At 65.1% G+C, this 23,705-nt stretch carries 23 protein-coding genes and 1 pseudogene; 7 read left to right on the top strand and 17 right to left on the bottom strand.

Annotated features, from left to right (window positions below):
* Nucleotides 1-325: 325 nt before the first annotated feature.
* The 8 genes from leuD to ACSFC5_RS04025 form a co-directional block, all read right to left on the bottom strand.
* Nucleotides 326-1,060, bottom strand: coding sequence for a 3-isopropylmalate dehydratase small subunit (gene leuD, locus ACSFC5_RS04060; RefSeq protein ID WP_440763969.1), 735 nt, complete (start codon nucleotides 1,058-1,060; stop codon nucleotides 326-328).
* Nucleotides 1,057-2,478: a 3-isopropylmalate dehydratase large subunit gene (leuC, locus tag ACSFC5_RS04055; RefSeq protein ID WP_440763968.1), complete on the bottom strand. Its 1,422-nt coding sequence runs from the start codon at nucleotides 2,476-2,478 to the stop codon at nucleotides 1,057-1,059. The genes leuD and leuC overlap by 4 nt, the downstream gene beginning before the upstream one ends.
* A complete protein-coding gene (locus ACSFC5_RS04050) occupies nucleotides 2,475-2,741 on the bottom strand; it encodes a DUF7989 family protein (RefSeq protein ID WP_440763967.1) in 267 nt (88 codons plus the stop codon). The genes leuC and ACSFC5_RS04050 overlap by 4 nt, the downstream gene beginning before the upstream one ends.
* Before the next feature lie 22 nt (nucleotides 2,742-2,763).
* Complete coding sequence (gene ilvC, locus ACSFC5_RS04045; protein ID WP_440763966.1) at nucleotides 2,764-3,822, bottom strand: ketol-acid reductoisomerase; 1,059 nt, start codon at nucleotides 3,820-3,822, stop codon at nucleotides 2,764-2,766.
* Nucleotides 3,815-4,483 (bottom strand): acetolactate synthase small subunit, encoded by a 669-nt coding sequence (gene ilvN / locus ACSFC5_RS04040; RefSeq protein ID WP_440763965.1) that lies wholly within the window; start codon nucleotides 4,481-4,483, stop codon nucleotides 3,815-3,817. The genes ilvC and ilvN overlap by 8 nt, the downstream gene beginning before the upstream one ends.
* Nucleotides 4,480-6,300, bottom strand: coding sequence for a biosynthetic-type acetolactate synthase large subunit (gene ilvB / locus ACSFC5_RS04035; RefSeq protein WP_440763964.1), 1,821 nt, complete (start codon nucleotides 6,298-6,300; stop codon nucleotides 4,480-4,482). Before ilvB ends, ilvN begins: the two co-directional genes overlap by 4 nt.
* A gap of 374 nt (nucleotides 6,301-6,674) precedes the next feature.
* Complete coding sequence (locus ACSFC5_RS04030) at nucleotides 6,675-7,916, bottom strand: LeuA family protein (protein WP_440765019.1); 1,242 nt, start codon at nucleotides 7,914-7,916, stop codon at nucleotides 6,675-6,677.
* A 389-nt stretch (nucleotides 7,917-8,305) separates the two neighbouring features.
* The gene (locus tag ACSFC5_RS04025) at nucleotides 8,306-8,899 is read right to left on the bottom strand and encodes a winged helix-turn-helix transcriptional regulator (protein ID WP_440763963.1); all 594 of its coding nucleotides are present in this window, start codon (nucleotides 8,897-8,899) and stop codon (nucleotides 8,306-8,308) included.
* A 375-nt stretch (nucleotides 8,900-9,274) separates the two neighbouring features.
* Between ACSFC5_RS04025 and ACSFC5_RS04020 the strand changes: the two genes are divergently transcribed.
* Nucleotides 9,275-9,730, top strand: a complete 456-nt coding sequence (locus ACSFC5_RS04020; protein WP_440763962.1) for a ferritin-like domain-containing protein — start codon at nucleotides 9,275-9,277, stop codon at nucleotides 9,728-9,730.
* 293 nt (nucleotides 9,731-10,023) lie between these two features.
* Nucleotides 10,024-10,314, top strand: coding sequence for a DUF5779 family protein (locus ACSFC5_RS04015; protein ID WP_440763961.1), 291 nt, complete (start codon nucleotides 10,024-10,026; stop codon nucleotides 10,312-10,314).
* Between the two features lie 332 nt (nucleotides 10,315-10,646).
* Here the strand turns inward: ACSFC5_RS04015 and ACSFC5_RS04010 are convergent.
* The 3 genes and pseudogenes from ACSFC5_RS04010 to ACSFC5_RS04000 form a co-directional block, all read right to left on the bottom strand.
* Nucleotides 10,647-11,120, bottom strand: a pseudogene (locus ACSFC5_RS04010) (YciE/YciF ferroxidase family protein); the annotation flags it as partial.
* Nucleotides 11,121-11,137: 17 nt separating this feature from the next.
* Nucleotides 11,138-12,391 (bottom strand): RNA-guided endonuclease InsQ/TnpB family protein, encoded by a 1,254-nt coding sequence (locus ACSFC5_RS04005; RefSeq protein ID WP_440763960.1) that lies wholly within the window; start codon nucleotides 12,389-12,391, stop codon nucleotides 11,138-11,140.
* A gap of 283 nt (nucleotides 12,392-12,674) precedes the next feature.
* A complete protein-coding gene (locus tag ACSFC5_RS04000; protein ID WP_440763959.1) occupies nucleotides 12,675-13,358 on the bottom strand; it encodes a VOC family protein in 684 nt (227 codons plus the stop codon).
* Nucleotides 13,359-13,466: 108 nt separating this feature from the next.
* Between ACSFC5_RS04000 and ACSFC5_RS03995 the strand changes: the two genes are divergently transcribed.
* Together ACSFC5_RS03995 and ACSFC5_RS03990 are read left to right on the top strand one after the other, a co-directional pair.
* Nucleotides 13,467-14,150 (top strand): hypothetical protein, encoded by a 684-nt coding sequence (locus tag ACSFC5_RS03995; RefSeq protein ID WP_440763958.1) that lies wholly within the window; start codon nucleotides 13,467-13,469, stop codon nucleotides 14,148-14,150.
* Nucleotides 14,151-14,200: 50 nt separating this feature from the next.
* The gene (locus ACSFC5_RS03990; protein WP_440763957.1) at nucleotides 14,201-14,623 is read left to right on the top strand and encodes a JAB/MPN domain protein-containing protein; all 423 of its coding nucleotides are present in this window, start codon (nucleotides 14,201-14,203) and stop codon (nucleotides 14,621-14,623) included.
* A gap of 306 nt (nucleotides 14,624-14,929) precedes the next feature.
* Here ACSFC5_RS03990 and ACSFC5_RS03985 read toward each other — a convergent pair whose 3' ends face one another.
* Entirely contained in the window at nucleotides 14,930-15,139 is a 210-nt protein-coding gene (locus ACSFC5_RS03985) for a ribbon-helix-helix domain-containing protein (RefSeq protein ID WP_006090254.1), read from the bottom strand.
* Between the two features lie 136 nt (nucleotides 15,140-15,275).
* Between ACSFC5_RS03985 and ACSFC5_RS03980 the strand changes: the two genes are divergently transcribed.
* A complete protein-coding gene (locus ACSFC5_RS03980) occupies nucleotides 15,276-15,605 on the top strand; it encodes a DUF5789 family protein (RefSeq protein WP_440763956.1) in 330 nt (109 codons plus the stop codon).
* Nucleotides 15,606-15,617: 12 nt separating this feature from the next.
* Here ACSFC5_RS03980 and aglJ read toward each other — a convergent pair whose 3' ends face one another.
* The 3 genes from aglJ to lipP1 form a co-directional block, all read right to left on the bottom strand.
* Nucleotides 15,618-16,634: an S-layer glycoprotein N-glycosyltransferase AglJ gene (aglJ, locus tag ACSFC5_RS03975; RefSeq protein ID WP_440763955.1), complete on the bottom strand. Its 1,017-nt coding sequence runs from the start codon at nucleotides 16,632-16,634 to the stop codon at nucleotides 15,618-15,620.
* A 134-nt stretch (nucleotides 16,635-16,768) separates the two neighbouring features.
* Nucleotides 16,769-18,064 carry a UDP-glucose 6-dehydrogenase AglM gene (gene aglM / locus ACSFC5_RS03970; RefSeq protein ID WP_440763954.1) on the bottom strand — a complete coding sequence of 432 codons (1,296 nt, stop codon included), beginning with the start codon at nucleotides 18,062-18,064 and terminating at the stop codon, nucleotides 16,769-16,771.
* Nucleotides 18,065-18,357: 293 nt separating this feature from the next.
* Nucleotides 18,358-19,344 carry a LipP1 family hormone-sensitive lipase gene (gene lipP1 / locus ACSFC5_RS03965; protein ID WP_440763953.1) on the bottom strand — a complete coding sequence of 329 codons (987 nt, stop codon included), beginning with the start codon at nucleotides 19,342-19,344 and terminating at the stop codon, nucleotides 18,358-18,360.
* A 174-nt stretch (nucleotides 19,345-19,518) separates the two neighbouring features.
* Here lipP1 and pyrE point away from each other — a divergent pair, with 174 nt between their 5' ends.
* Nucleotides 19,519-20,046, top strand: a complete 528-nt coding sequence (pyrE, locus tag ACSFC5_RS03960; protein WP_440763952.1) for an orotate phosphoribosyltransferase — start codon at nucleotides 19,519-19,521, stop codon at nucleotides 20,044-20,046.
* A gap of 413 nt (nucleotides 20,047-20,459) precedes the next feature.
* Here the strand turns inward: pyrE and ACSFC5_RS03955 are convergent, their stop codons facing one another.
* The gene (locus ACSFC5_RS03955; RefSeq protein WP_440763951.1) at nucleotides 20,460-21,101 is read right to left on the bottom strand and encodes a ribulose-1-phosphate aldolase; all 642 of its coding nucleotides are present in this window, start codon (nucleotides 21,099-21,101) and stop codon (nucleotides 20,460-20,462) included.
* Nucleotides 21,098-21,799, bottom strand: a complete 702-nt coding sequence (locus ACSFC5_RS03950; RefSeq protein WP_440763950.1) for a ribulose-1,5-bisphosphate 5-phosphatase — start codon at nucleotides 21,797-21,799, stop codon at nucleotides 21,098-21,100. Before ACSFC5_RS03950 ends, ACSFC5_RS03955 begins: the two co-directional genes overlap by 4 nt.
* A gap of 233 nt (nucleotides 21,800-22,032) precedes the next feature.
* Between ACSFC5_RS03950 and ACSFC5_RS03945 the strand changes: the two genes are divergently transcribed.
* Nucleotides 22,033-23,700 carry an MFS transporter gene (locus ACSFC5_RS03945; protein ID WP_440763949.1) on the top strand — a complete coding sequence of 556 codons (1,668 nt, stop codon included), beginning with the start codon at nucleotides 22,033-22,035 and terminating at the stop codon, nucleotides 23,698-23,700.
* Nucleotides 23,701-23,705 lie beyond the last annotated feature (5 nt).

The following is a 23,705-nucleotide window of genomic DNA, read 5'->3' as shown; positions in this document are numbered from 1 at the left end:
GCGTGAACGCCGAGGAGGATGTCAAACTGAGTCACGGTCTCTAGTAGACAGGGATTCCGACCGGGGGCTTAACAGTTAGTCCTGCCAGGATGTAGGCGAGTGCCTTTGCAATAGCGGAGTCGAGACCGATTCCTGCTGCGGCAGCGGCGATGAGAAGTATCTCTGAGCATTTCAACTTCAACGAAATCTACTTCGGGAACCGGGAAGAGAAGCGCTCAAACACGTTATCAAAGCCACAGTTTGAGATCAACAACGTGCTACACGAGAGCGACAGATGGAAAAACGAACCGCCACTGCGTTCAATTTCGAGGTTGTCGACTCGAGTCTACTCCGCTTCAGGAATCGCCGTGTCCTCGACGTACGGCAGTTCCTCGGCCTTCTTCTGCACTTCGCCCGCGTTGGACTTCATCAGCGCCGTCGTGTCCCAGACGCCCTCGACGAGCGCCTTGCGCTGGGCGTCGTCGACGGTGACGTCGATCGTCTGTTCGTCGTAGGTCACCGTCTCGGCCTCAACGTCGATATCGATCTCGCCGTCGGGATTCGCGTCGACCCAGTCCTGCAGAGCCTGGATCGTCTCGCTGTCGGCAGTCACGGTCGGGATGCCGAGTGCCAGACAGTTACCCGCGAAAATTTCGGCGAAGCTCTCGCCGATGATGGCGTCGATCCCCCAGCGCATCAGCGCCTGGGGCGCGTGCTCTCTCGAGGAGCCACAGCCGAAGTTGCTGTTGACGACCATCACCGAGGAGTCCTGGAACCGCTCCTCGTTGAACGGGTGTTCCTTCTGGTTGTCGTCGTCATCGAACCGCAGATCGAAGAACGCGAACTCGCCCAGTCCGTCGAAGGTGACGACCTTCATGAACCGCGCGGGAATGATCTGGTCGGTGTCGATGTCGTTGCCCCGAATCGGGACGGCCGAGCCGGAGACGTAGTTGACTTCCGGAATTTCGACTTCGTCGCCGCCGTCGGTTCGGACCTCCCGAACCTCGGCGGCGTGGCTCACGGGTCGTTCCTCCCCGTTCGCTCGTTCCGAGGACTCGCTCCGCTCGTCCTCGTGCGTCATGCTGTCGTCACCTCCTTCAGATCGCGCACGTCAGAGACTTTCCCGTTGATCGCCGCCGCGGCGACCATTCCCGGGCTCATCAGAACGGTTCGTCCGTCCTTGCTGCCCTGGCGGCCGACGAAGTTCCGGTTCGAGGAGGAGGCACAGGCCTCGTCGCCCTCGAGTTGGTCCTCGTTCATCCCCAGACACATCGAACAGCCGGCGTTTCGCCACTCGAAGCCGGCTTCCTCGAAGACGTCCTTGAGTCCCTCCTGCTCGGCGGTCTTCTGGACGCGCTGGCTGCCGGGAACGACGAGCGCGCGGACGTCGTCGTGGACCTGCTGGCCCTCGACGAGCGCCGCCGCACGGCGCAGGTCGGGCAGTCGGGCGTTCGTACAGGAGCCGAGGAAGGCGACGTCGATCTCGTATCCTTCCATCGTCTCGCCGGGTTCGACGCGCATGTGTTCCTGAGCGCGTCGGGCCGTGTCCTGCTTGTCCGCAGGCAGGTCCTCGGGTTCCGGGATCGGATCCGTGATGCCGATCCCCTGGCCGGGCGTGGTGCCCCAGGTGACGACCGGCTCGAGTTCGTTCGCGTCGATGGTGACGACGTCGTCGTACTCCGCGTCGTCGTCGCTGCGGATGGACTCCCAGTAGGGTTTGAGTTCCTCGAACCTCTCGGGATTGTCCTGGAAGTAGTCGGTCTCTTTCAGCCACTCGTAGGTGGTCTCGTCGGGGTTGACGTAGCCCGCGCGAGCGCCGCCCTCGATGGACATGTTACAGATCGACATCCGCCCCTCCATCCCGAGGTTCTCGATGGCCTCGCCGGCGTACTCGTAGACGTAGCCGACGCCGCCTTCGGTACCGAGTCGGCGGATGATCTCGAGGACGATGTCCTTCGCTTCGACGCCCTCGCCGAGTTCACCGTCGACCTGGATCTTGCGTACTTTCTGTTTCTCCATCGCGACGGTGCCCGTCGCGAGCACATCCCGAATCTGACTGGTGCCGATCCCGAACGCGAGCGCGCCGAAGGCGCCGTGGGTCGAGGTGTGGCTGTCGCCACAGACGATTGTCTTGCCGGGCTGGGTGAGTCCCTGCTCCGGACCGATGACGTGGACGATCCCTTGATCGCCCGTCGTCGGATCCGAGAAGTCGATGCCCGCGTCGCGGACGTTCGCCTCGAGTTCGCTCATCATCTCCTCGGCCGCGTCCTCCTTGTACGGGCGAGACTGGTCGGCCGTCGGTACGATGTGATCGACCGTCGCGTGGGTCAGTTTCGGGAAGGCGACCTCGAGGTCGCGCTCGCGGAGCATCCCGAACGCCTGCGGGCTCGTGACCTCGTGAATGAGGTGGAGTCCGACGAACAGCTGGTCCTGTCCGGTTGGTAGGCGTGTTACCGTGTGTCGATCCCAGACCTTGTCGTACAGCGTTCCCTCGCTCATTCTGTCTCCTCTGCGGGGCCCCGCTCGAAGACGCGGTTCGCGTCGTCGGCGTCCTGTGGCGGCGTATGTTCGACGTCCGCCATCGTCTCCGGTTCTTCGTCCGTGCGTTCGTTCGGATCGGTCGCCGACGGCTCTTCATCGTCGGTCCCTCCGTCGGTGACGACGGTCGGGCCGCGGCTGAAGAGCCGCCCGGCGGTCTCTCCGGTGAGCGGGTTCGTATGGCTGACGTCGCCCATCGTGTCCGTGTTCTCGTTCTGGCTCATGGGTTCCAAATCGTGTTCGGTCTCAGTCGTCCGCCTGCACGCGGACGGAGTCGTCTTCTTCGTCTTCCGTGCTGTCCTCCTCCGCCCACGCGAACAGGTCGCGCAGTCGGGCGCCGACCTCCTCGATCTCGTGGTTCTTCTCGGCCTGGCGAAGCTGCGTGTAGCTCGGTCGGCCGGCCTGATTCTCGAGGATCCACTCGCGCGTGAACTCGCCGTTCTGGATCTCCTCGAGCGTCTCCTCCATGTTCTCGCGAACGTGCTCGTCGACGATGCGGTCGCCGCGGGAGAGACCACCGTACTCCGCCGTATCGGAGACGGAATCCCACATCTCGGCGTGGCCGCCCTCGTACATCAGGTCGACGATCAGTTTGAGCTCGTTCAGACATTCGAAGTAGGCAATCTCGGGCGAGTAGCCCGCGTCGACGAGCGTCTCGTAGCCGTGCTTGACCAGCGAGGTGACGCCGCCACAGAGGACGGCCTGCTCGCCGAAGAGGTCGGACTCGACTTCCTCCTGGAACGTCGTCTCGATGACGCCGGCGCGGGTACAGCCGATTCCCTTCGCGTACGCGAGGGCGCGCTCTTCCGCGTCGCCCGTCGTGTCCTGATAGACCGCCAGCAGCCCCGGCGTTCCCTCGTCGTTCTCGTAGTTCCGGCGCACGAGGTGGCCCGGACTCTTCGGGGCGACCATCGAGACGTCGACGCCCTCCGGAGGCTCGATCTGGCCGTAGTGGATGTTCAGCCCGTGGGCGAACTGCAGCGTGTCGCCCGCCTCGAGGTTCGGCTCGATCGCGTTCTCGTAGACCGACGCCTGGACGGTGTCGGGGACGAGCACGGAGATGTAGCCCGACTGCTTTACTGCTTCGTCGGGCGTCGCGACCGTCAGCCCGTCCGCCTCGGCGGCGTCGCGCGAGGCCGATCCCTCGCGGAGACCGACGATCACGTCGACCCCGCTCTCGTGGAGGTTCAGCGCGTGGGCGTGGCCCTGGCTCCCGTAGCCCAGTACGGCCACGGTCTCGTCGTCGAGCGTCGATACGTCTGCGTCGTCGTCGTAGTAAATCTCGGTGGTGAATTCGTCAGTCATCGTCAGCTGTCTGTGTGTAGGTTCCGTCTTGGTTCGCCCCGTCGGCGGTCGATTCCGTCGCGCTCACGGGCGCGGCTGTGTCTTCGGTGCCACGGGCGAGCGCCGTCGTGCCGGTTCGGGAAATCTCTCGAACGCCGAACTGGCCGAACGTCTCGACCGCGGCTTCGATCTTCTGGCGGGAGCCCGTGATCTCGAAGGTCGCCGTCTCCGGACTCGAATCAACGGTCGTCGCGTCGTACATGTCCGCGACGGCGTTGACCTGTGCGGGCTCGTCGGCAGTGACTTTGACCAGCGCCAGCTCCCGGCGCATCGCGTCGGGCTCGAGCTCTCGCACCGAGATTACCGGCACGAGCTTTCGGAGCTGCTTCTTGATCTGGTCGATACCGGGGTCGGGCTCCTCGACGACGACCGTGATCCGCGCGCGTTCGTCGTCTTCCGTCGGCCCGACGGTCAGGCTCTCGATGTTGAACTGCCGCCTCGAGAACAGTCCCGAGACGTCCGAGAGCACGCCGGGCTCGTGGGTGACCAGCGCCGAGATGACGGTTCGGCGCGGCTCGTGTTTCGCCTCGACCGCCGGGTCGATACGAATACCCTGCTTGTTGCGCCGACCGTCAGGGGTCGGGCGCTCTTCCGGGGCCGGGCCGTCGAGTCCGCGCTTCATAGGTGATCATCCTCCAGTGCGAACTGGCCGTTGTCGCCGCCGCTTGGCACCATCGGGTAGACGTTCGCCTGCGGGTCGATGTGGACGTCGATGACCGAGGGGCCGTCGTAGGCGAGGGCCTCCTCGATGGTGTCCGCGACGTCGTCGTACTCGTCAATCCGGAAGCCGGCCGCGCCGAACGCCTCGGCGAGCTTGTCGAACTCGGGCATCCAGTTGTAGTTCGACGCGGAGTGACGACCTTCGAAGAAGGCGTCCTGCCACTGTCGAACCATGCCGATGTACTCGTTGTTGAGCACGGCGACCGTGATGTCCAAGTTCTCGCGGACGGCCACGGAGAGCCCCTGTAGCGTCATCAGGAACGAACCGTCGCCGTCGATACAGACGACATCCTGATCGTCGTCGGCCGCGAGCCGCGCGCCGATGGCCGCGGGGAGGCCGTACCCCATCGTTCCGAGCCCGTGACTCGAGACCCACGTGCGGGGCTCGGTGTAGGTCCAGTACTGGCAGGCCCACATCTGGTGTTGGCCGACGCCGGTGGTGACGATGGTGTCGCCGTCGGTGGCTTCGTCTAACGCCTCGACGACGAACTCCGGCTGGACCGGTCTGTCCTCGGGCGCGTCGTAGGCCATCGAATAGTCGGATTTCCACTGCTGGCACTGCACGCGCCACTTCTTGGCTGCCGGCGAGGCGTCGACGGCCTCGCTGAGCTGGCCGACGACCGTCTCGGCGTCGCCGATCAGCGGATAGTCCGCGTGGATATTCTTGCTGATCTCCGCGGGGTCGATGTCGACGTGGATGACCTCCGCGTCGGGCGCGAAGGTCTCGATGCCGCCGGTCAGGCGGTCGTCGAATCGGGTCCCGATCGCTAGCATGGTGTCACAGTGGGTGATCGCCATGTTGGCATAGCCGGTGCCGTGCATGCCGGCCATCTCCATCGCGAGCTCGTGGTCCTCCGGGAACGAGCCGATGCCGGGCATCGTGGTGACGACCGGAATCTCGTGTTCGATGGCGAACTCGCGACAGGCCTCACTGGCCTCGCCCTTGATGACGCCGCCGCCGAGCAGCATGACCGGACGGTCAGCGGTCTCGATCCGTTCGGCCGCGGCCTCGACGGTCTCCGGGTCGGCCCGCTCCTGGACGTGGTAGGTGTCGGGCGTCTTCGGCGCGTCGGGTTCGCGGTCCGTCTCGGCTTTCGTCACGTCCTTCGGCAGGTCGACCAGCGTCGGTCCGGGTCGCCCTTCGCGGGCGAGCGCGAACGCCTCGCTGACGTCGCTGCCGACGCGGTCCGGATCCGACGAGAAGGTGTTGTCCTTCGTGACCGGCGTCGTGACGCCCGTCGTGTCGGTCTCCTGGAACGCGTCGTTGCCGACGAACTCCGTCGGCACCTGCCCCGTGAGCGCGAGCATCGGATCCGAGTCCATGTCGGCGTCCGCGATGCCGGTCACGAGGTTCGTCGCGCCCGGCCCCGAGGTCGCCAGACAGACGCCCGGCTCGCCAGAGACGATGCCGTAGGCGTCCGCCGCGTGGGATGCGCCCTGTTCGTGGGCCATCGTCACGTGGGTGATGTCCGAGTCGTAGAGCGCGTCGTAGACGGGCATGATCGCCCCGCCTTGCACGCCGAAGGCGTACTCGACGCCGGCGTTCTCTAGCGCGCGAACGACGGATTCCGCACCGGTCGTGACCGGCTCGGGGGCCGACGTCGCGTCGGCGTCCTCGTCGACCTCGGTGGCCGCATCCGGTGCCGCGCTGTCGGTGATCTGGTCGTCCGCCTCTTCCTCCGAATCCGCCGGGGTTATTTTTGCTGCGCGTTCGCTCATCGATTGCCTCCCGCCGCCGTGTGGCGATCCGGTGTGCCTGTGCTGGGTGTGTGGTATGCTGTCATCTGTTGGATTACGTGTCGCTGTGAAAACGATGCGACGAATTCCGGTCCGGAGCTACGAGGTACTAGAGGTGGGGCGAGAGCGCCCCTACAATACGAATCGAAGCGAACGCGCTGCCGCCGGCTGCGTGCGTGCGAGCCGACTGGGAAGCGCGGACCGTCATTACTGTTACCGTAGGTTGCTCGAGGCTCATAATGGTTGCGAGTCCCACGGATCTTGCAATTGTTGCGAGAGCCGTGAATCGCGGACGTTCGACCGCTCGAGCGCGACAGCAAAGGCTCGCGGCCGGTGGCAAACGTGGCGGACATCCCTCAGACGCGCACCTCCTCTTCCTCCTGTTGTCCGCGTTCGACGCCGGCCTCTTCGGCGAAGCGCTCTAAGTCGTCGACCGTGACGCGGCGCTTCTCCGCGCCGTAGTCTTTGACGCGGCGGGTGACCGCTCTGACCTGGTCTTCCGACGGGTCGAATCCGCGCTCGACCAGTCGCTCGCGGACCGAGTGGGTGCCGGTGTGTTTGCCCATGACGAGCTTTCGCGTGGCACCGACCATCTCCGGCGTCATCACGCCGGGTTCGAAGGTGTCGGAGTTTTCGATGACGCCGGCGGCGTGGATCCCGCTCTCGTGGGAGAAGGCGTTGTCGCCGACGATCGGCTTGTTCCCCGGCGTCTCCATCTGGCTTTTCTCCTCGACGATCTCGGAGAGTTCGGTGATTCGCGTCGTGTCGATCCCCGTGTCGGTCTGGTAGAGCGACTCGACGGCCATCACGTACTCCTCGTAGGCGGCGTTACCGGCCCGCTCGCCGATAGAGTTGACCGAGACCTGGGCCTGATCCGCGCCCGCTTCGATGCCGGCAAGCGCGTTGGCGGTGGCCAGCCCGAAGTCGTCGTGCGTGTGGACGTCGATCCGCGCGTCGGTGTGGGCACAGACCTTCTCGATCATGGCCTTAAACCGCGTCGGCGTGGCGACGCCACACGTGTCCGGAATGTTGATCCAGTCGACTCCTGCGTCCGTGACCGCCTCGATCACGTCCATCAGGAACGCCTCGTCGGTTCGCGTCGCGTCCATCGGCGAGAACATGCAGGTGGTTCCCGTTTCGACGACGCGTTCGACCGAGTCGACTGCGCGCTGTACAACTTCGTCCCTGGTCGCGTGCATCGAATCCTCGATCTGGACGTCGCTGGTGCTGACGAACGTGTGCACCATTTCGACACCGGAATCCAGTGCGGCTTCGATGTCCCCATCGACGACGCGGGCTAACCCGCAGGTCGTCGTCTGGGTCGATGACGCGATATCACGAACGGCCTCGAACTCGGCGTCCGAGTTGACCGGGAACCCTGCCTCGATGACGTGGGTCCCCATCTCGTCCAGGATGGACGCGATCTGCCGTTTGTCGTCGTAGGAGAACGAAGTTCCGGGCGACTGTTCGCCGTCCCGGAGGGTCGTATCGAAAACACGTGCTGACTCTATTTCGTCAGTGGAATCTAACGTGCCCTGGAAGAACTCGACCCCCCTGACTGGTGTCAGAGGACGGGTTGTCTGGTGAAGACATTGTATTTGAACCCGAGGTGCGACGTCGTATATAAACTTGACGCTGTGAGAGGCGATCACTGGTGTGAGACAATCACATAATCCGCCGTCCGGGTCGGAAAACCGCACGACATCAACGGCCTAATATAGAGTCATGCTCCTAGTATCATACTGTTTTTCGTTTCGAAACCGAACCGTTCATCGCCCGATTTGACCCGGAACGTCGCCCGGTCGGGCACCTCAGTGTTGGCGCGCGCACCTCAATGGACGTGTGGGCACAAAGTTACGGCAAATGTGACACTCGAGGACAGGTTCTCACGAATAATGGGGATCGGTTGTTCGTTCGTCCACCACGGGGGCCGTCCGAACGCCGATCGAACGGGAACGCGGAGCCGCCAAGCGGTGCCTGCACTCGTTCACTCGAGGGCCTCCCAACGCGACTCGTACTCCTCGACGTACCGGGCCTCACACGACGGACAGCAGAACGTCTTCACCTCGCCGCCGACGGTTCGCGTGACGCCGTCGCCCGTAATCTGCTTGCCGCAGACGACGCACTCGAGCGAGAAGCCCGCCGCCGAGAGCCCGGCGACGCGATCCGAGCGGGCGAGCAGCGTGACGTCGTACCCCGAGAGCCACGCGAGGTCGAGTTCGGACTCGAGCCACGAGCGCGCGGTCGCGTCGGGCACCGTCGCGCGAACGATCACGCGGCCGTCCATCGCCTCCGAAACGGAGTCGACGCCCGGAAGTTCCGCGGCGGCCGCGTAGACGTCGTCGATGGCCTCGGGTTTCGCCTCGAGTTCGACCAAGACGGGCACCTCGCCGCGCAGTTTCTCCCGGTCGACGTCGATCGTAAACCCCTGGACGATGCCCTGCTCTTCGAGACGCGAGATACGGTCCGAGACGGCCGGCGGCGTGAGATCGACCCGCTCGGCGATCTCCTTGTACGGTCGGCGGGCGTTCTCGAGGAGGAGGTCGAGGATCTCGAGGTCCGTGTCGTCGAGTTCGCGCATGAACGGTGATACGGACAATGCGGGCAAGAGTGTACGGTCTCGAGAGTGTGGACTCGAAGTTACGAACTCGAAGTAGTTAGGTTTGGTGAGGCGTCGATCAACTGCAGACGCTGACAGCGGGGTACGAGGGTGAGCAACCTGTTGCACTGGCAACGATGAGTTCCACGTCCTCCCCAGCCGATTCGCTCGCGCCACCGCGGCGCTATGCGCCGCGGTTCGCTCTCTCATCCCTCGCGCGTCCGTCTCGCGGTTCGCCCTCGGCTCACCGCGACACGGCGCGCGCCACCGCAGGTGGTCCAACCGATCGGCGATAGCAAAACGACAGGCATGCGCGGGTGTGAGTACTTAGGACCCCCGCGTGGTAGCCATCTCGGCATGACAACCGACGAGATTACGGACCTCCTGACGGAGGCCTACATCGACGAACTCGAGACCGTGATGAACTACCTGACCAACGCCATCGTCCTCGACGGCGTCCACGCCGAGGAGGTCAAAGCGAGCCTCGAGGAAGACGTCCAGGAGGAACTCGAGCACGCACAGATGCTCGGCGAGCGCCTGAAGCAGCTCGACGAATCGCCGCCGGGGTCGGAAGCCTTCGAGGCCAACCAGCACAGCCTCCAGCCGCCCGAGGACACGACGGACGTCCAGTCGGTCATCGAGGGCGTCCTCGAGGCCGAAGACGACGCGATGGAGACCTACCGCGCGCTCCACAAGGCCGCTTCGGAGGCGAACGATCCCGTTACCGAAGACGTCGCGGTGACGATTCTCGCCGACGAGGAGGCCCACCACACGGAGTTCCGCGGGTTCCACAAGGAGTTCCCGCAGAACTGAGCGCTCCGTACGCGAAACCATCCACGGGGCACACTCCTGGCCTCCGCGAGCGAACGAAGGCGCGGCGCTACGCGCCGCGGGAAGACGAGCGGCGAAGCCGCGAGTCAGTGAGCGAGCGGGCCGACGACCGATGTGAAGGGTCGTGTAGCGAGCCGAAACGGAGGGAGGAGGCTTTTGATCAACCTTTTGCCGAGGGACATTGCGAGCGAGGCGAGAGTGCCTCGCTCGCAATAGACTGCAGCGCAAAAGGTTGGAGGCGAACGTTTTTCTCACCCCGGTCCGACCCACCCGGTATGAGCGATTTCGACCTCGACTTACGGACCGTCGAGGAGCACATCGACGAAGAGATCGACATCGAGGGCAGCATCATCCTCGGCATGCTCGATGGAACGACGCCGCCCGAGGAGTGGCTCGAGGCGATCTCGAAGGGGAACGTGCTCGTCCTCAACGTCGACGGCGACGTGAACGAACTAGCGTCGGGTTTCGCCCGCGACATCAAGGAGTCAGGCGGCAACCTCGTCCACTTCCGGGGCTTCCTGCTCGTGACGCCGCCGGGCGTAGACGTGAGCACGGATCGACTCTAGTCGACGGGGAGACCAACCACGTGCGGTGGCGCGCGCTGTCGTTCCGACCGAGCGAAAGCGAGGTTCGAGCGGAGTGAGAACCTCGGAAAGCGAACGGGGAGGAACGACCCGTGAGCGAACGAATCAGCTGGGGAGGATGTGGCACGCATCGCCGCCAGCGTGAGCAGGATACTCTCCGTTGGATACGTCTGGACGAACTTTTAGAGGGCATTCGAGCCACCAGCAGACTCACTCGATACCCGCATACCTACTCGACCGACTGTTCGAGTCCATACCGACTGCGAAAAAGTGAACGTGGACTGACGCGGACGCCACATACTCGAGTGCCAGATCTATGCCTCGAGTTCGCCGTAATCGAACTGCTCGCCCATCTCCGAGAGGGTCTCGAGTTCGTGCTGCTCCTCTCGAAGCGTCTCCTCTAAGGTGTCGGCGGCGTCGTCCATCCCGAGCTGGTCGGCCATCGGGATGAGGTTGCCGTAGACCGAAATCTCGTAGTGTTCGGACTTCTGGCCCGCGGCGATGTTGAATCGGTCGATAGCCTGATCGCTGGGATCCTTGCCCATGAACTCCTCGTGGGCCTCGATCATCCCCTCGACGACTGGGTCTTCCTCGGCTTCGGCCTCGACGTCGAGTTGGTCGAACACGTCCTCGATGCGGTCGACGTGAATCTCGGTCTCCTCGCGGTGCTCGGCGAACCCGCTCCGGAGCTCCTCGCTCGAGGAACTCGAGGAGACCTCCTCGAGCGCGTCGAGGAGTCGCTGTTCGGTGTAGTACGCGTGCTTGAGTCCGGTTACGAAGAGGTCTTCGGGTCAACTACCCCACCCTAAGCGCCTTCGGCGCTTTGAGGGAGGGGCTTGTCCGTGAACTCGGCCTCGAACCCATCAGGGTAGGCGGTGAATCCGCTCTTCGGCTCCAGCGTTCCAGACTTTAGGGCGAGCTGACTGTCGCCCGTCCGCCGAGACGACTGTTGGCCTCGACGGACGTACCGAATACCGATGTTCTTCGCTGCGTTGTAATCCGCGTTCGCTTCCGACCCGCATTTCACGCACTGGAAGCCGTTACGCGATGGACGATTCTCGTCTGCCGTGAATCCACACTCGGTACACCGCTTCGACGTGTACGCCGACCCGACTTGCTTCACCGCGATGCCGACCGATTCGGCTTTGTACTCGACATATTCGTAAAGTGTTCGGAACGCCCACGTATGACCCCACGACGCACCGGTACGGTCACGGATGTGGGTCAGGTTTTCGAACGCGATTACGTCGCAGTCATAGCGGAGTGCTTCGTCTATCAGCGCGTTCGACGCTCGGTGGAGAACGTCACGGGCGGATCGAAGTTCTCGACCACTCGACCGTACAAGCGTCCGGTGGGCGCTTCGTGTGCCGGTCTGTTGTAACCCGGCGCGTACCTTCTCGAACTCGCGGAGATTGTGGGTTAGCTCCCGCCCGCTGAAGAAGTAGGCGGTACTGGTGACGGCGAGGTTTTCGATACCGAGGTCAACCCCGAGAACCGTTCCGTCCTCGGCGGTGTTCCGTTCGGTATCGTTCTTGTACCGGCGGAAGCCGATGTGCAAAAAGAACTCGCCGTCTCGGGCGGTGAGCGTACTTTCCGTAACGCTCCATTCGTCCGAGTCGAGATACTGCCGTTGGTAGCCATCGTCGTCGTCGGGAAGGTCGAGCGGGCACCGAACCCGGCTCTCCGTAGTGGAGAGGGATACGGTATCGTCATCGAATACCGTCATCGTCCGCGTATCGTACGTTACGGTCGGTACGGTGAACGTCGGCTTGCTGACCTTTTTGCCCTTCGACCGGCGTTCAATACAGCCGGTGATAGCTTCTGCGGCTTGGTGGGTGGCGAGAACCGCGTGCTGACTACCGAGGTCGGTATCTTCGCGCACAGAATCGTAGGCGAGGGGTTGCACGTCACTCTTCGTGTTGCACTTCCCCCACGCGAGGTTTGTGGCGATTTGGCAGCCCCGTTTCCACTCGGAGATGGTGTCTTCGAGCAAGTCGCGTTGCTCGCCGTCTACCGAGAGGCGGGTGATTGCCGTCCGACGCACGTAGTCGTCTGCCACATATTCAATGTGGTCCTGTGGCTATTTATAGATAATGGGAATGGCCAGCTATACTAACGCGCTCCTCCCCTCCCTACTCGCTCCCGTTGGTCGCTCCTTGAGGAAGGAGACTCCGCGCTACCGCATCAGTTGAATCGATGCTCATGTCTCCGTCCGACGAGAGAGCGCTGGTTTCGATAAGCTGCGGGCTTGCGACAGGCAGGCACGCAGTCGGAGCGCTGTTCGAGCACGGTGGCGACGGCATCGCTGGACGAACGTGCTCGTTCCGGATCGAAGGATGAACCTACGTCGTGAACGTCAGGGAGTGTCCGTCGAGGTCCCGAACGACGACCCGCTCGTCGTCCACGCGATCGACGCGCTGAACGCGATCCGAGACCGCCTCGAGCGCCGCCGTCGGTTCGCTGGTCTCGAACCCCAGATCGACGTGGACGCCGCCGCGGGCGTCCGCGATCCCCAGGTGTGGCTCCCACAGCTCCAGCGCCATCGGACCGTTCATCCGGACACGCTTGCGGTCCGACCCGGTATCGACCGTCTCGAAGCCGAGGTCGGCGTAGAACGACTCCGCGCGCTCGAGGCTCTCGACCTCGAGGACGACCTCGAAGATGCCGTCGATCCCCGGCCCGTCGACGTCCTGCTGGCCGAGTTCGACGCAGTTCCCGTCAGGGTCGTAGAGGTAGAGCGAACTGGCCGGGCCGAACCGGGCCTCCTCGAGGTCGTACTCCTCGCTCAAGCGATCCCACCAGTCGTCGTACTCGCTCTCGGGGATCGAGAACGCGTAGTGGGTGTGGAGCCCGCCGCGAGGGACGCCGTCGGGGCGTCGGAGGACGAGATCGGTCTCGCCCGCCTCGAACGCGATCTCGCCGTCGTCGCGCTCGAGCGGGGTCAGATCCAGCGTCTCCTCGTAGAACGACCGCGCCCGGTCGAGATACTTGGTCTCGAGCGCGAGCCAGGAGAGCCCAGTGAGCATAGCTGACCGTACTTTCGGGAGGGGCATAGAGGCGTCGCCGGCACCGCTCCGGAAAGTCCCCTTCCGGGACACCCACGTTTATGCCCGAAACGGCCGTAGCAGTCGGATATGACTATTCGCGCCGACGAGGACGCGACCGATTTCGCGGAGTGCAACCGCTTCGACGGCGGCGTCAGCTGGATCGCCCACCCCGACGAGGCGATGCAGCGAGCGAGCCACGTCCTCGAGATCGACGGCGAGGCCTGGATCATCGACCCCGTCGACGCCGCGGGGATCGACGACCTGTTCGCCGAGTTCGGCGATGTCGGCGGCGTCGTCGTCCTGCTCGACCGCCACAAACGCGACGCCGCGGAGATCGCGAACCGGCACAACGTCCCGGTCTACCTGCCGCGAATCTTCGAGGGCGTCACCGAGGAGATCGACGCCCCCGTCGCCCGCTTTACCGACGAACTCTCCGACACCGGCCTCGAGGCCCACACCGTCGTCGACAACCGCTTCTGGCGGGAGGTCGCGCTCTACGATCGCGAGAACGGCACCCTCGTCGTTCCCGAATCGGTCGGGACGGTCGACTACTTCGTCGTCGGCAACGAACGGCTGGGCGTCCACCCGATGCGTCGACTCGTCCCACCACGGGACGCTCTCGGTGGCTTCTCGCCCGAGCGCATTCTCGTAGGCCACGGCGCCGGGATCACGACCGACGCGCCCGGCGCACTCGAGGAGGCACTCGAGAACTCCCGCCGGGGGACGCCGCGACTCGTCGCCGGGATGCTCCGGCAGTTCGCCCCGGTGTAATCGACACCTGCGGGGGACACAGCTAATTACGCTCCGCACGTACCGTTGGTGTGATCTACATCACGCGTGCCCTCGTCGACGTCCTGCTCGACCTGGCCAGCGACGCCGATCCGGATCGCGTGGCGACCGGCGTCTCGATCACGCCCGCGGGCGAACTCGAGGGCGCGTCCGGCCTCTCGCCCGAGACGCCGGTCTTTACGGACTTCTTTCTTCCCGATCCCGGCAACGCCGTCAACGCCGTCTTCGGCGTCGATCTCTCGACGCCCGCTCGACAGGCACAGGGGCGGTTCGTCTCCCACCCGGTCCGCGAGCTCGAGGTGACCAAACGGGACGACCTCGCGGAGGTCATCTTCGTCGCGGTCCCGCCGTGGGAACTCGACGACCGGACGTTCGCCGCCTTCGACCGCCGCGGCGAGCGCCGGCCACTCGAAGTCATCGACGCCCACCCGCCGGACCAGTCGCTGCCGAGGTGAGCCGCCGCGAAGCGAGGCGCTGTGAAGTAGCTCACCGAAAAACGGGCAGTTCGGCGCGACTGCGACGGAGCGGGCGAAGCGAGGCGGTACCGGTCAGCCGCTTGGCGTGGACGGCCCGTCACCGATTATTCGATCGATGATGCCACCGCGGTTCGACTCCCGTCCATCCTCATCGTCGCTCGATTTCGATGGGAAGTCGGGAATGTGTGGCATGGGTCTCGACCTCCAGTCGTCACTAGTCGGCTTGAGCCGGATAAGCGGCCGGCCCGTCAGTGGAGTACCCTGATCGACAAAGACGAACGTCCGTTACTCGAGATAGCCCAGTCCGCGAAGCTGTTCGGTGATCTCCTCGAACTCGGCCTCGGTGAGTTCCCCTCGCTTCTGGTGCTGGATAACGATGCTGCGGAGCAGGAATCGCGTGAGGTCGCTCGTGCTCTGGAAGCTGGTGCCTTCGATCGTGTCCTCGACGCGCTCGGCGAGATCCTTCGGGATCGACACCGTGGTGTACTCGGTCATACACGATACTCCGTCGCCGGCGTCAAATGCGTGTCGACAGTCGGCACTGAGCGCAGCGGACCCTCGTCACTTCTTCGCGTAGTTTCCGCCGCCAGTCTTCGTAGCGGTTTTGCTACCGGGCTCCCTACGGGTTCGTATGGGAGTTCGGCCACCATCGGGCGGAGACGACGACGAACCGGAGAGTGTCGAGTTCGGAATCGCCGCGGTCGACGCGCGGCTCAGACGATCCGATCTCTCGTTTCCGGCGACGAAAGACGACGTCGCGGCGGAACTCGGCCACGAACAGATCCCCTACGACGTCCACGGAAACACCGTTGCGCTGGGTGAGATGCTCGACGAAATCCCCACGGCGGAGTTTCGCTCGCGCCAGGAGCTGCTCAACCAACTTCACGAACCGTTCGAGGAGTACCGTCGGAACAACTCCGGCGGGGTCATCCAGCAAGTCCGCTCGATGCTTCCCTTCTAATCCCGACCGACGCTACTCGTCGTCTCGCTCTCGAGACTTTCGCGTGATTTGCTCGAGACGACGGCGTTGCTCGCGGTGGAGCGTGACGAGCATGTCGGAGAGGACGCCGAACATGAGTAGCTGCACGCCGAGCAATATCGCGGCCGCGGAGACCATCGCCAGGATCTCGTGGCCGATGCCGTACTGCACCCACTGCCAGAGGACGTAGGACGCAACGACGCCGCCGGAGGCGATGCCGGCGACACCGAGGCTGCCGAAATAAAAGAGCGGGTTGTTCGTCTTCGCGAGCGAGTAGAGCGCGAGGACGATCGTGCCGCCGTCTTTCAGCGGGTGAAGGTTCGTCTCCGACTCCTCGGGCCGAGCGGCGTAACTGACCGGGACGACCGTCGTCTCGATCCCGTGTTTGACGCACTCGACCGCGAGCTCCGTCTCGATCGTAAAGCCGTCCGAATCGAGTCCGAGTCGCTCGAACGAGTCGACGGTGAAGGCGCGATACCCCGAGAGGATGTCGTCGTAGTCGGCGCCGTGGATAACCCGGAACGACCTGTTGATCAGCCGGTTTCCGAATCCGTTCAGCGCCTTCATCGCGTCGTCGTCCATCTCCGCAAAGCGGTTCCCGATGACGTGGTCGTAGCCGCGAGAGAGGGGCTCGAGCATCCGATCCGCGTCGGCCGGATCGTAGGTGCCGTCGCCGTCGAGCATCAACACGTAAGGGACGTTGATATACTCGAGCGCCTCGCGGACGGCCTGTCCCTTCCCGTCGCCGGACTGGACGAGGACGTGGGCCCCGCGGTCGCGGGCGATCTCGCGCGTCTCGTCGCTCGAGCCGCCGTCGACGACGAAGACGTTCGTGTACCCCTCATCGTGAAAGCCGTCGATGACGTCGCCGATCGTAGCCGCTTCGTCGAGAGTCGGAATGAGGATACAGACGTCCTCTGCGCGGATCTCACGCGTCTCGCGGCTCATAGCAACGACCTCTCCGTCGCCGACAGAGATACTGGACTCGGCGCGAACCGCGTCATCTTCCATCGGGAATCATTCGCGTCTGTGACCGCAAAAGCGTACTGATTGAGCGGTAAGTCGTTTATTAGCAGCATATCAACTCGAGGGACGGTCGTTCGGTCGTGTCAGGCGTGTTTGCCGCTACCAGAGACATCCAACGGCTACCAGGTGAGCCCCTCGTAGACCTCGAGTTCTCCCTCGTCGACGTCGATCCGGCGGCCGTCGACGACCACTCGACGGGCCATCCCGTCGAACGCGAGGTCGTCGAACTCCGGCCAGTCGGTCGCGACGACCGCGCCGTCGGCCCCCTCGAGCGCCGCGGTCGCGGAATCGGCGTACTCGACCTCGAGCTCCGGGTGTTTCTCGCGTACGTTCTCGACCGCGACCGGATCGTAGGCGACGGGTCGCGCGCCGCGCGCGTTGAGGTACTCGAGGACGTCCAGCGCGCGGGACTTTCGGATGTCGTCTGTGCCGGGCTTGAAGGAGAGTCCGAGCACCGCGATCCGGGCGCCCTCGAGTGCGACGTGGGTCTCGAGTAGGTCCACGAGCCGCCGCGGCTGGGCGTCGTTGACCGCCACGACGGCGTCGAGCAGCGCAGGGTCGTACCCCTGATCGCGCGCGCCGGCCCGCAGGGCGTCGACGTCCTTCGGGAAACAGGAGCCGCCCCACCCCAGCCCCGAGCGCATGAACCGCGACGAGATGCGGTCGTCGAGCCCGACCGCCTCGAGCACCTCGTAGGCGTCCGCGCCGTACTCCTTCGCGATGTTGCCCAGTTCGTTCACCAGCGAGACCTTCGACGCGAGGAAGGCGTTGTTGGCGTACTTGATGAGCTCCGCTTCGCGGATGTCGGTCTCGACGAGGTCGGTTTCCTCGCTCTCCAGAATCGGCTCGTAAAGCTCACGGAGCGTCGCGGCGGCTCCTTCGCTCGTCGCGCCGACGACGACTTTGTCCGGCTCGAGGAAGTCCGAGACGGCGGTTCCCATCCGCAGGAACTCGGGGTTCATTGCCAGCTCGAGACCGTTCCCGATCGACTTCCCGGACTCCTCCTCGAGGATCGGTCCGACGACGTCCTCCGTGGTTCCGGGTAGGACGGTAGACTTGACGACCACGAGGTGGTCGTCGTCCGTCTCGGCGAGCGCTCGACCGAGGGATTCCGAACCGGCCTGCATGATCGCCAGATCGAGGCTCCCGTCGTCGGCCTGCGGCGTCGGCAGACAGAGAAGGGTGACGTCGGTGTCCCGAATCTCGGCGTAGTCGGTCGTCGCCCGGAGGTTCGTCCCCGCGTGTTCGGCGATGCGGTCCGCGAGGCCCGACTCGTGGATCGGAGCCTCGCCCGCGTTGATCGTTTCGACGATCTCCTCGTCGATTTCGACGTTGACCACGTCGTGGCCGAGATCCGCGAGACAGGCGGCGACGGTCGTTCCCACATAGCCGCTGCCGACGATAGAAACGTGCATGCTGTAAGCGATGTACGGCCGTCGTTAGATGGTTTTGGATTGGTCGGTCGGCGGAGAGGTCAAGCCGTCGCGCCGTCGGGCGTCGACAACGTTACGAGACGCGACGGAGTGCGCTGTCGAACGGCGATGATCGAGACGTTCGTGCTGACTCTGGCCTTGGTGATCATGCTGCTCACCGCCGCTGTCAAAAGCTGGGCGCTCTTTCGGTATTCGTCGCGAGAGCCGGACGACGATTCTGACGAGCCGTAACTCCGTTTAGAGTGACGGGAGCGACCAGGAGGCCGATCGCTCTGTCACTCGAGCGCACGTCGTAAATCGCTCACGGCGTCCTCGTGGGCCGCGTGGGCGCGGTCGAGGTTCACCGGCTCCGAGATCATGCCGAAGAAGCCGTGGACCATGTCGTCGTAGTTGCGATAGCGAACGGGGACGCCCGCGTCCTCGAGTCGCTTCGCGTAGGCCGCCCCGTCGTCCCGAAGCGGGTCGAACCCGGCGGTCAGCACCGTCGCGGGCGGCAGTCCGGAGAGATCGTTCGCGAGTCGCGGCCACGCGTAGATGTTGCCGTCGTCGATCTCCCGCTCGAGGTACTGCTCGCGGAACCAGTCCATATCGTCGGCGCTGAGAACGTATCCCTCGCCGTTCTCCTCGTAGGAATTCGTCTCGGTCGCGTCGCCGGTTCCGGGATAAACGAGTAGCTGGTAGGCGATCTCGGGGCCGCCGCGATCGCGCGAGAGCAGCGCCGTCGCCGCCGCCAAGTTCCCGCCCGCGCTGTCGCCCGCCAGCACGATTCGATCCGAGTCGGCCTCGAGAGCGGGGGCGGCGTCTACAGCCCACTCGAGGGCGGCGTAACAGTCCTCGAGACCCGCGGGGAAGGGGTGTTCGGGCGCGAGCCGGTAGTCGACGCTGACGACGGGGTAGCCCGAGTCGTTGGCGAGCTTTCGGCACGTGTTATCGTGGGTCTCGATGCTCCCGATCACCCAGCCCCCGCCGTGGAAGTACAGGATCAGCGGTCGATCCCCCTCCGCACCGGTGTCGTCGCTCGATCCGTCGGCCGTTCCGGGTTCGTAGATCCGGATCGGAACCTCCCCGTTCGGGCCGTCGATCGTCCGATCCTCGACGGACTCGAGGGCGACCACCGGGTCGCCCCCGAGCTGCATCTTGTCGAACATCCGGCGCGCTTCCTCGGCCGATACCTCGTCGAACGACGGCGTGTCGAGGGAGTTGTACATCTCGAGGAAGGTCTTGACGTCGGGGTGCGGTTCCGGTGCGCGAGATGCTGTCATTACTCGTTACACTCACGGAAGAGGACAAAAAACTTCGTTCGTGGGAGGACAGCCGACGGCGACGGACCGGCCGCCTCGTGTCGCCGTCACTGGATTGATTTCGCGTCGATCCCCCGCGCTCGCCACCGCGCCGTTCCACACCGCTTATTTCGGTTCGGTGCGCCCCTTCGAGCAATGACGAACCAGGCACTCATCGACGCCCTGCGCGAGGCGGAGGCCGTCCAGTTCGGCGAGTTCGAACTTTCCCACGGCGGCACCAGCGAGTACTACGTCGACAAGTACCTCTTCGAGACCGATCCCGACTGCCTCGAGACCATCGCCGAGGCCTTCGCGGAGCGCGTCGACGCCGACGACAAACTCGGCGGCGTCGCCCTCGGCGGCGTCCCGCTCGCGGCCGCCACCAGCGTCGCGGCCGGCGTTCCCTACGTCATCGCGCGCAAACAGCGCAAGGAGTACGGCACTGGGAACCTGATCGAGGGGCGACTCGCAGAGGGCGAGGAGGTCGTGGTGCTCGAGGACATCGTCACCACGGGCACGAGCCTGGTCGACGCCATCGAAGCGCTTCGCGAGGCGGGTGCGACGGTCAACCGAGCGCTGGTCGTCGTCGACCGCGAGGAAGGGGGCCGCGAGAACGTCGAGGACGCCGGCGTCGAGATGGAGTCGCTGGTGACCGCGAGTGAGTTGCTGGCCGACCGAAACTAGTCTGGGTTCGCCTGTTGGGCAGTGAACGTCTTCTCACGTTTGTCGAGAACGGTACTCTGTCCGAGTCACGCGGCGCGCTGGCAAGGCGTTCGAGTGACTGCGAGAACGCCTCGTCGAACCGCGAGGGGCGAGTGAGCAACGCGAGCGAGTCGGATGGGGAGGGCGAGGCGCGAGCGTAGTGAGCGCCTCGAGGAGGCGAACGGGGAACGAAGTGACCCGTGAGCGGCGCGGTTTCGGGTGGGACTGAAAGGGGCCGACGGGTTCGAGGAAGGCGGAGGACGCAAGCACCGCAGCGAGCGAAGCGAGTGAGGAGCGCAGCGACACCTCCGACTCGATCCCGTCGGGGGCTTTCGAGGTGTTCGCGATCCCACGCCCCTCCATCTCCGAGACGACAGCGGGACTGAAACTCGAAATTACTGCCCGTAGGATTCGAACTGCTCGAGCACCGTCACCAACTGCTCGTCCGAGAGCGTCCGCGGCTCGAGACCCGCCGCTTTCGTCTGCAGGTACAACCGAGCCAGGCTCTCGACGTGGTGGGTGTTCTCGAGGGCGGTCTCCAAATCGGGTGCGGTAACGACCAGCCCGTGGTTCTCGATAAACGACGCGGTGGCGTCGGCCTCGTCCATCGCCGTCACGATGTTCTCGGCGAGCGCGTCGGTGCCGTAGGGGGCGTACTCGGCGACCGGAACCGACTTCCCGACGGCGACGATCATGTAGTGGATCGGCGGCAGGGACTCGTGAGCGACCGCCATCGCCGTCGACCACGGCGAGTGAGTGTGGACGATCGCGCCGACGTCCTCGCGTCGGTAGATCGCGGCGTGCATCGGCACCTCGCTGCTCGGGGCCATCTCCCCCTCGCGCTGTTCACCGTCGACGCCGACGACCGGGACGTCTGCTGCGTCGAAACTGTCGTAGGGCACGCCCGTCGGCGTGACGGCAAAGGCGTCGCCGGTGGTCCCGTCGCGGACGCTCAGATTGCCCGTCCGTCCGGGCGTCAGCGCGGCGAGATCCGGCGCGTGCTCGACCACCTGTCGTCGCTGGCTCTCGAGGATCACAGTATCACCTCCGTTAGCTCGCCGAACGCATCTAATCTGTGGTCGGGCGCTCGGTGGCCCTCGAGCGAAGTCTCGGGGTCGGCGTTCCAGAGCACCGTCTCGAGGCCCACCGCGTTCGCGCCGACGATGTCCGCCTCGACGTCGTCGCCGACCATCACCGCCTCCGACGGCCGGGACTCGAGTCGCGACAGCGCCAGCGTGAACATGACCGAGCCCGGCTTCTCGCGGCCGGTCTCTTCGGAGGTGAGCAGGAGGTCGATGTGGGCCTCGAGTCCGAGTCGATCGACCTTCTCGAGCTGGATGCGCGTCGTGAGGTTCGTGACGATACCGACCGCGACGCCGTTCTCGCCCAGCGTCTCGAAGGTCTCCGCGACGCTATCGAAGAGTTCCATCTCGTCGACGTAGGCCTCCCAGAACGCCTCGCCGAGCGCTAGCGCGTCGCCGACTCTGGGCTCTCCGGTTCGCTCCTCGAGCGCGCGCTTGAAGTACAGAAACCGTTCGTGGGTCGCGGCCGTCCCGGAGAGTTCGCGCTTTACCTCCCGGCGGCCCGACTGGTAGAAGGCGTCGAAGCCCGCCCGGTCGAACTCGTAACCGAGGTCGAGCGCGGTCGTTCGAGCCGCCTCGAGCCCCGCCTCCTTACACGGCGGGTACGGGTAGAGCGTGTCGTCCAGGTCGAACAACACGGTCGTCGTGGTCATACGGAGTGATGTCTCGCGAACCGCAAAACGAGTATCGGTCGGTACGGTCTGAGAGAATCGGCGCCCGAGCAGCCGGACAAGCCCCCACGCATATCTCGGGTCACGGAACGAGCGGGCCCTCGCACCGACCAATATTCCAACAGGCACAAGGTAGATGATAACAGTGGGCGTAAGAGACGTGACTCCCTCGGGATCGCGGACCCGCTGATTCTGTCGCGAGTCGGGTGAACGAGATGGTAACGGACGAGCAACCGCAGGTAAACGAGTCGGTGACTGGAGAGAGACAGCACATGACGGTGCGACGGTGGGCGCCGCGGCGCCTCCGCGGACGGGTGTGGATCACCGACGAGAACCGGAAGTGGTGGGTGGTCGCTGCGACTGGGCTAGCGATCGTGCTCGTCACGATCGACTTCAACGGCATCACGGTCGCGCTCCCGACGATCGGTCAGGATCTCGGCACCTCGACGACGGGTCTGCAGTGGACGATCAACGCCTACCTGCTCTCCTTTGCGGCGTCGATGGTCGCGTTCGGCCGACTCGCCGACATCTTCGGTCGACGTCGCGTGTTGCTCGCCGGAATCGGCGTCTTCACCGGCGCGTCCGCGCTGTGCGGTCTCGCACAGACCGACTGGTGGCTCATCGGCGCGCGCATCGTCCAGGGCTTCGGCGCCGCCGCGTTCTTCGCGGCCTCGCTACCGATCGTCAGCGACGCCTTTCCGCCGGACGAGCGCGCGAAGGGCATCGCGATGTGGGCCGCCGTCAGCGGCCTCGGACTGGCCGTCGGCCCGCTCGTCGGCGGCGCGCTCACCGAGGCCCTCTCGTGGCGGTGGTTCTTCTTCTTCAACGTCCCGATCGCCGCGATCACGGTCGTCATCACGCTGGCGGCCGTCCGCGAGTCGCGCGACGAGACCGCTGAACGCCACGTCGATCTCGTCGGACTGGTTACCGTCACCGCCGCGCTCGCGGCGCTGGTGCTCGGCATCCAGCAGAGCGACACCGCCGGCTGGACGTCGCCGCTCGTGGTCGGGCTACTGGTTGGGTCCGTCGCGCTATTCGCGCTGTTCGTGGTCGCCGAATCGCGCCTCCGCGACCCGCTGATCGACCTCGCGCTGTTTCGCGACCGCAGCTACCTCGGAGCGAACACGGTCGGCTTCACGGCGAACTTCGGCAGCGGCGCGCTGCTGTTTTTCCTCACGCTCTACCTCCAGAACGTGTTGCACTACTCGCCGCTGCACGCGGGGCTCGTGTTCCTCGGGTTCTCCGTCCCGCTGGTCGCCTTCGAGATCAAGTCGAACGAGATCAGCGAGCGGATCGGCGCCCGATCGGCGATGGCCGGCGGCATGGCGTTGATGGCCGCATCGTTCCTGCTGCTGGCGTTTCTCACCCCGACGAGCGGCCTCGCGCTCGTCCTCGTCGCGCTCGCGATCATGGGCGTCGGACTCGGGGTGGCGTACTCCGTCTCGAGCACTGCGGGGATGGCCGCAGTTCCCGACGCCAAGGCCGGCGCGGCCTCGGGGATCCTGGGTATGGTCCGCATGCTGGGCGTCGTCTTCGGCGTCGCGATCGGCGGCGCGCTGTTCAAGACCCTCGAGAACCGGCGGCTCGAAACGCTGCTCGAGGGCGCCGGCGCGTCCCTCGACGCGTCGGACCGCAGCGAGATCCGTGGGCTGCTCTCGGGCTCGAGCGCCGCCGAGGCGAAACTCCGCGAGCTCGCGCCCGGCGCCGCCGGCGAGGTCGAGCACGTGGTCCGCGAGGCGTTCGTCTACGGCTTCGACGGCGCGATGATCCTCTGTGCGGTCGTGGCGGTCGTCGGCATCGCGGGCGCGCTGCTCGTAACCGACGACGCCTCGCAGTCGGAGGGAGCCGACGGCGACGGAGACGGAGACACGCCGCCGCAGTAGGTGGT

The organism is Natronorubrum marinum (genome assembly GCF_052040125.1).
Taxonomy (GTDB): domain Archaea; phylum Halobacteriota; class Halobacteria; order Halobacteriales; family Natrialbaceae; genus Natronorubrum.
Note: the sequence above shows the minus strand (reverse complement) of the source record. Positions and strands in the feature narration are given on the sequence as shown.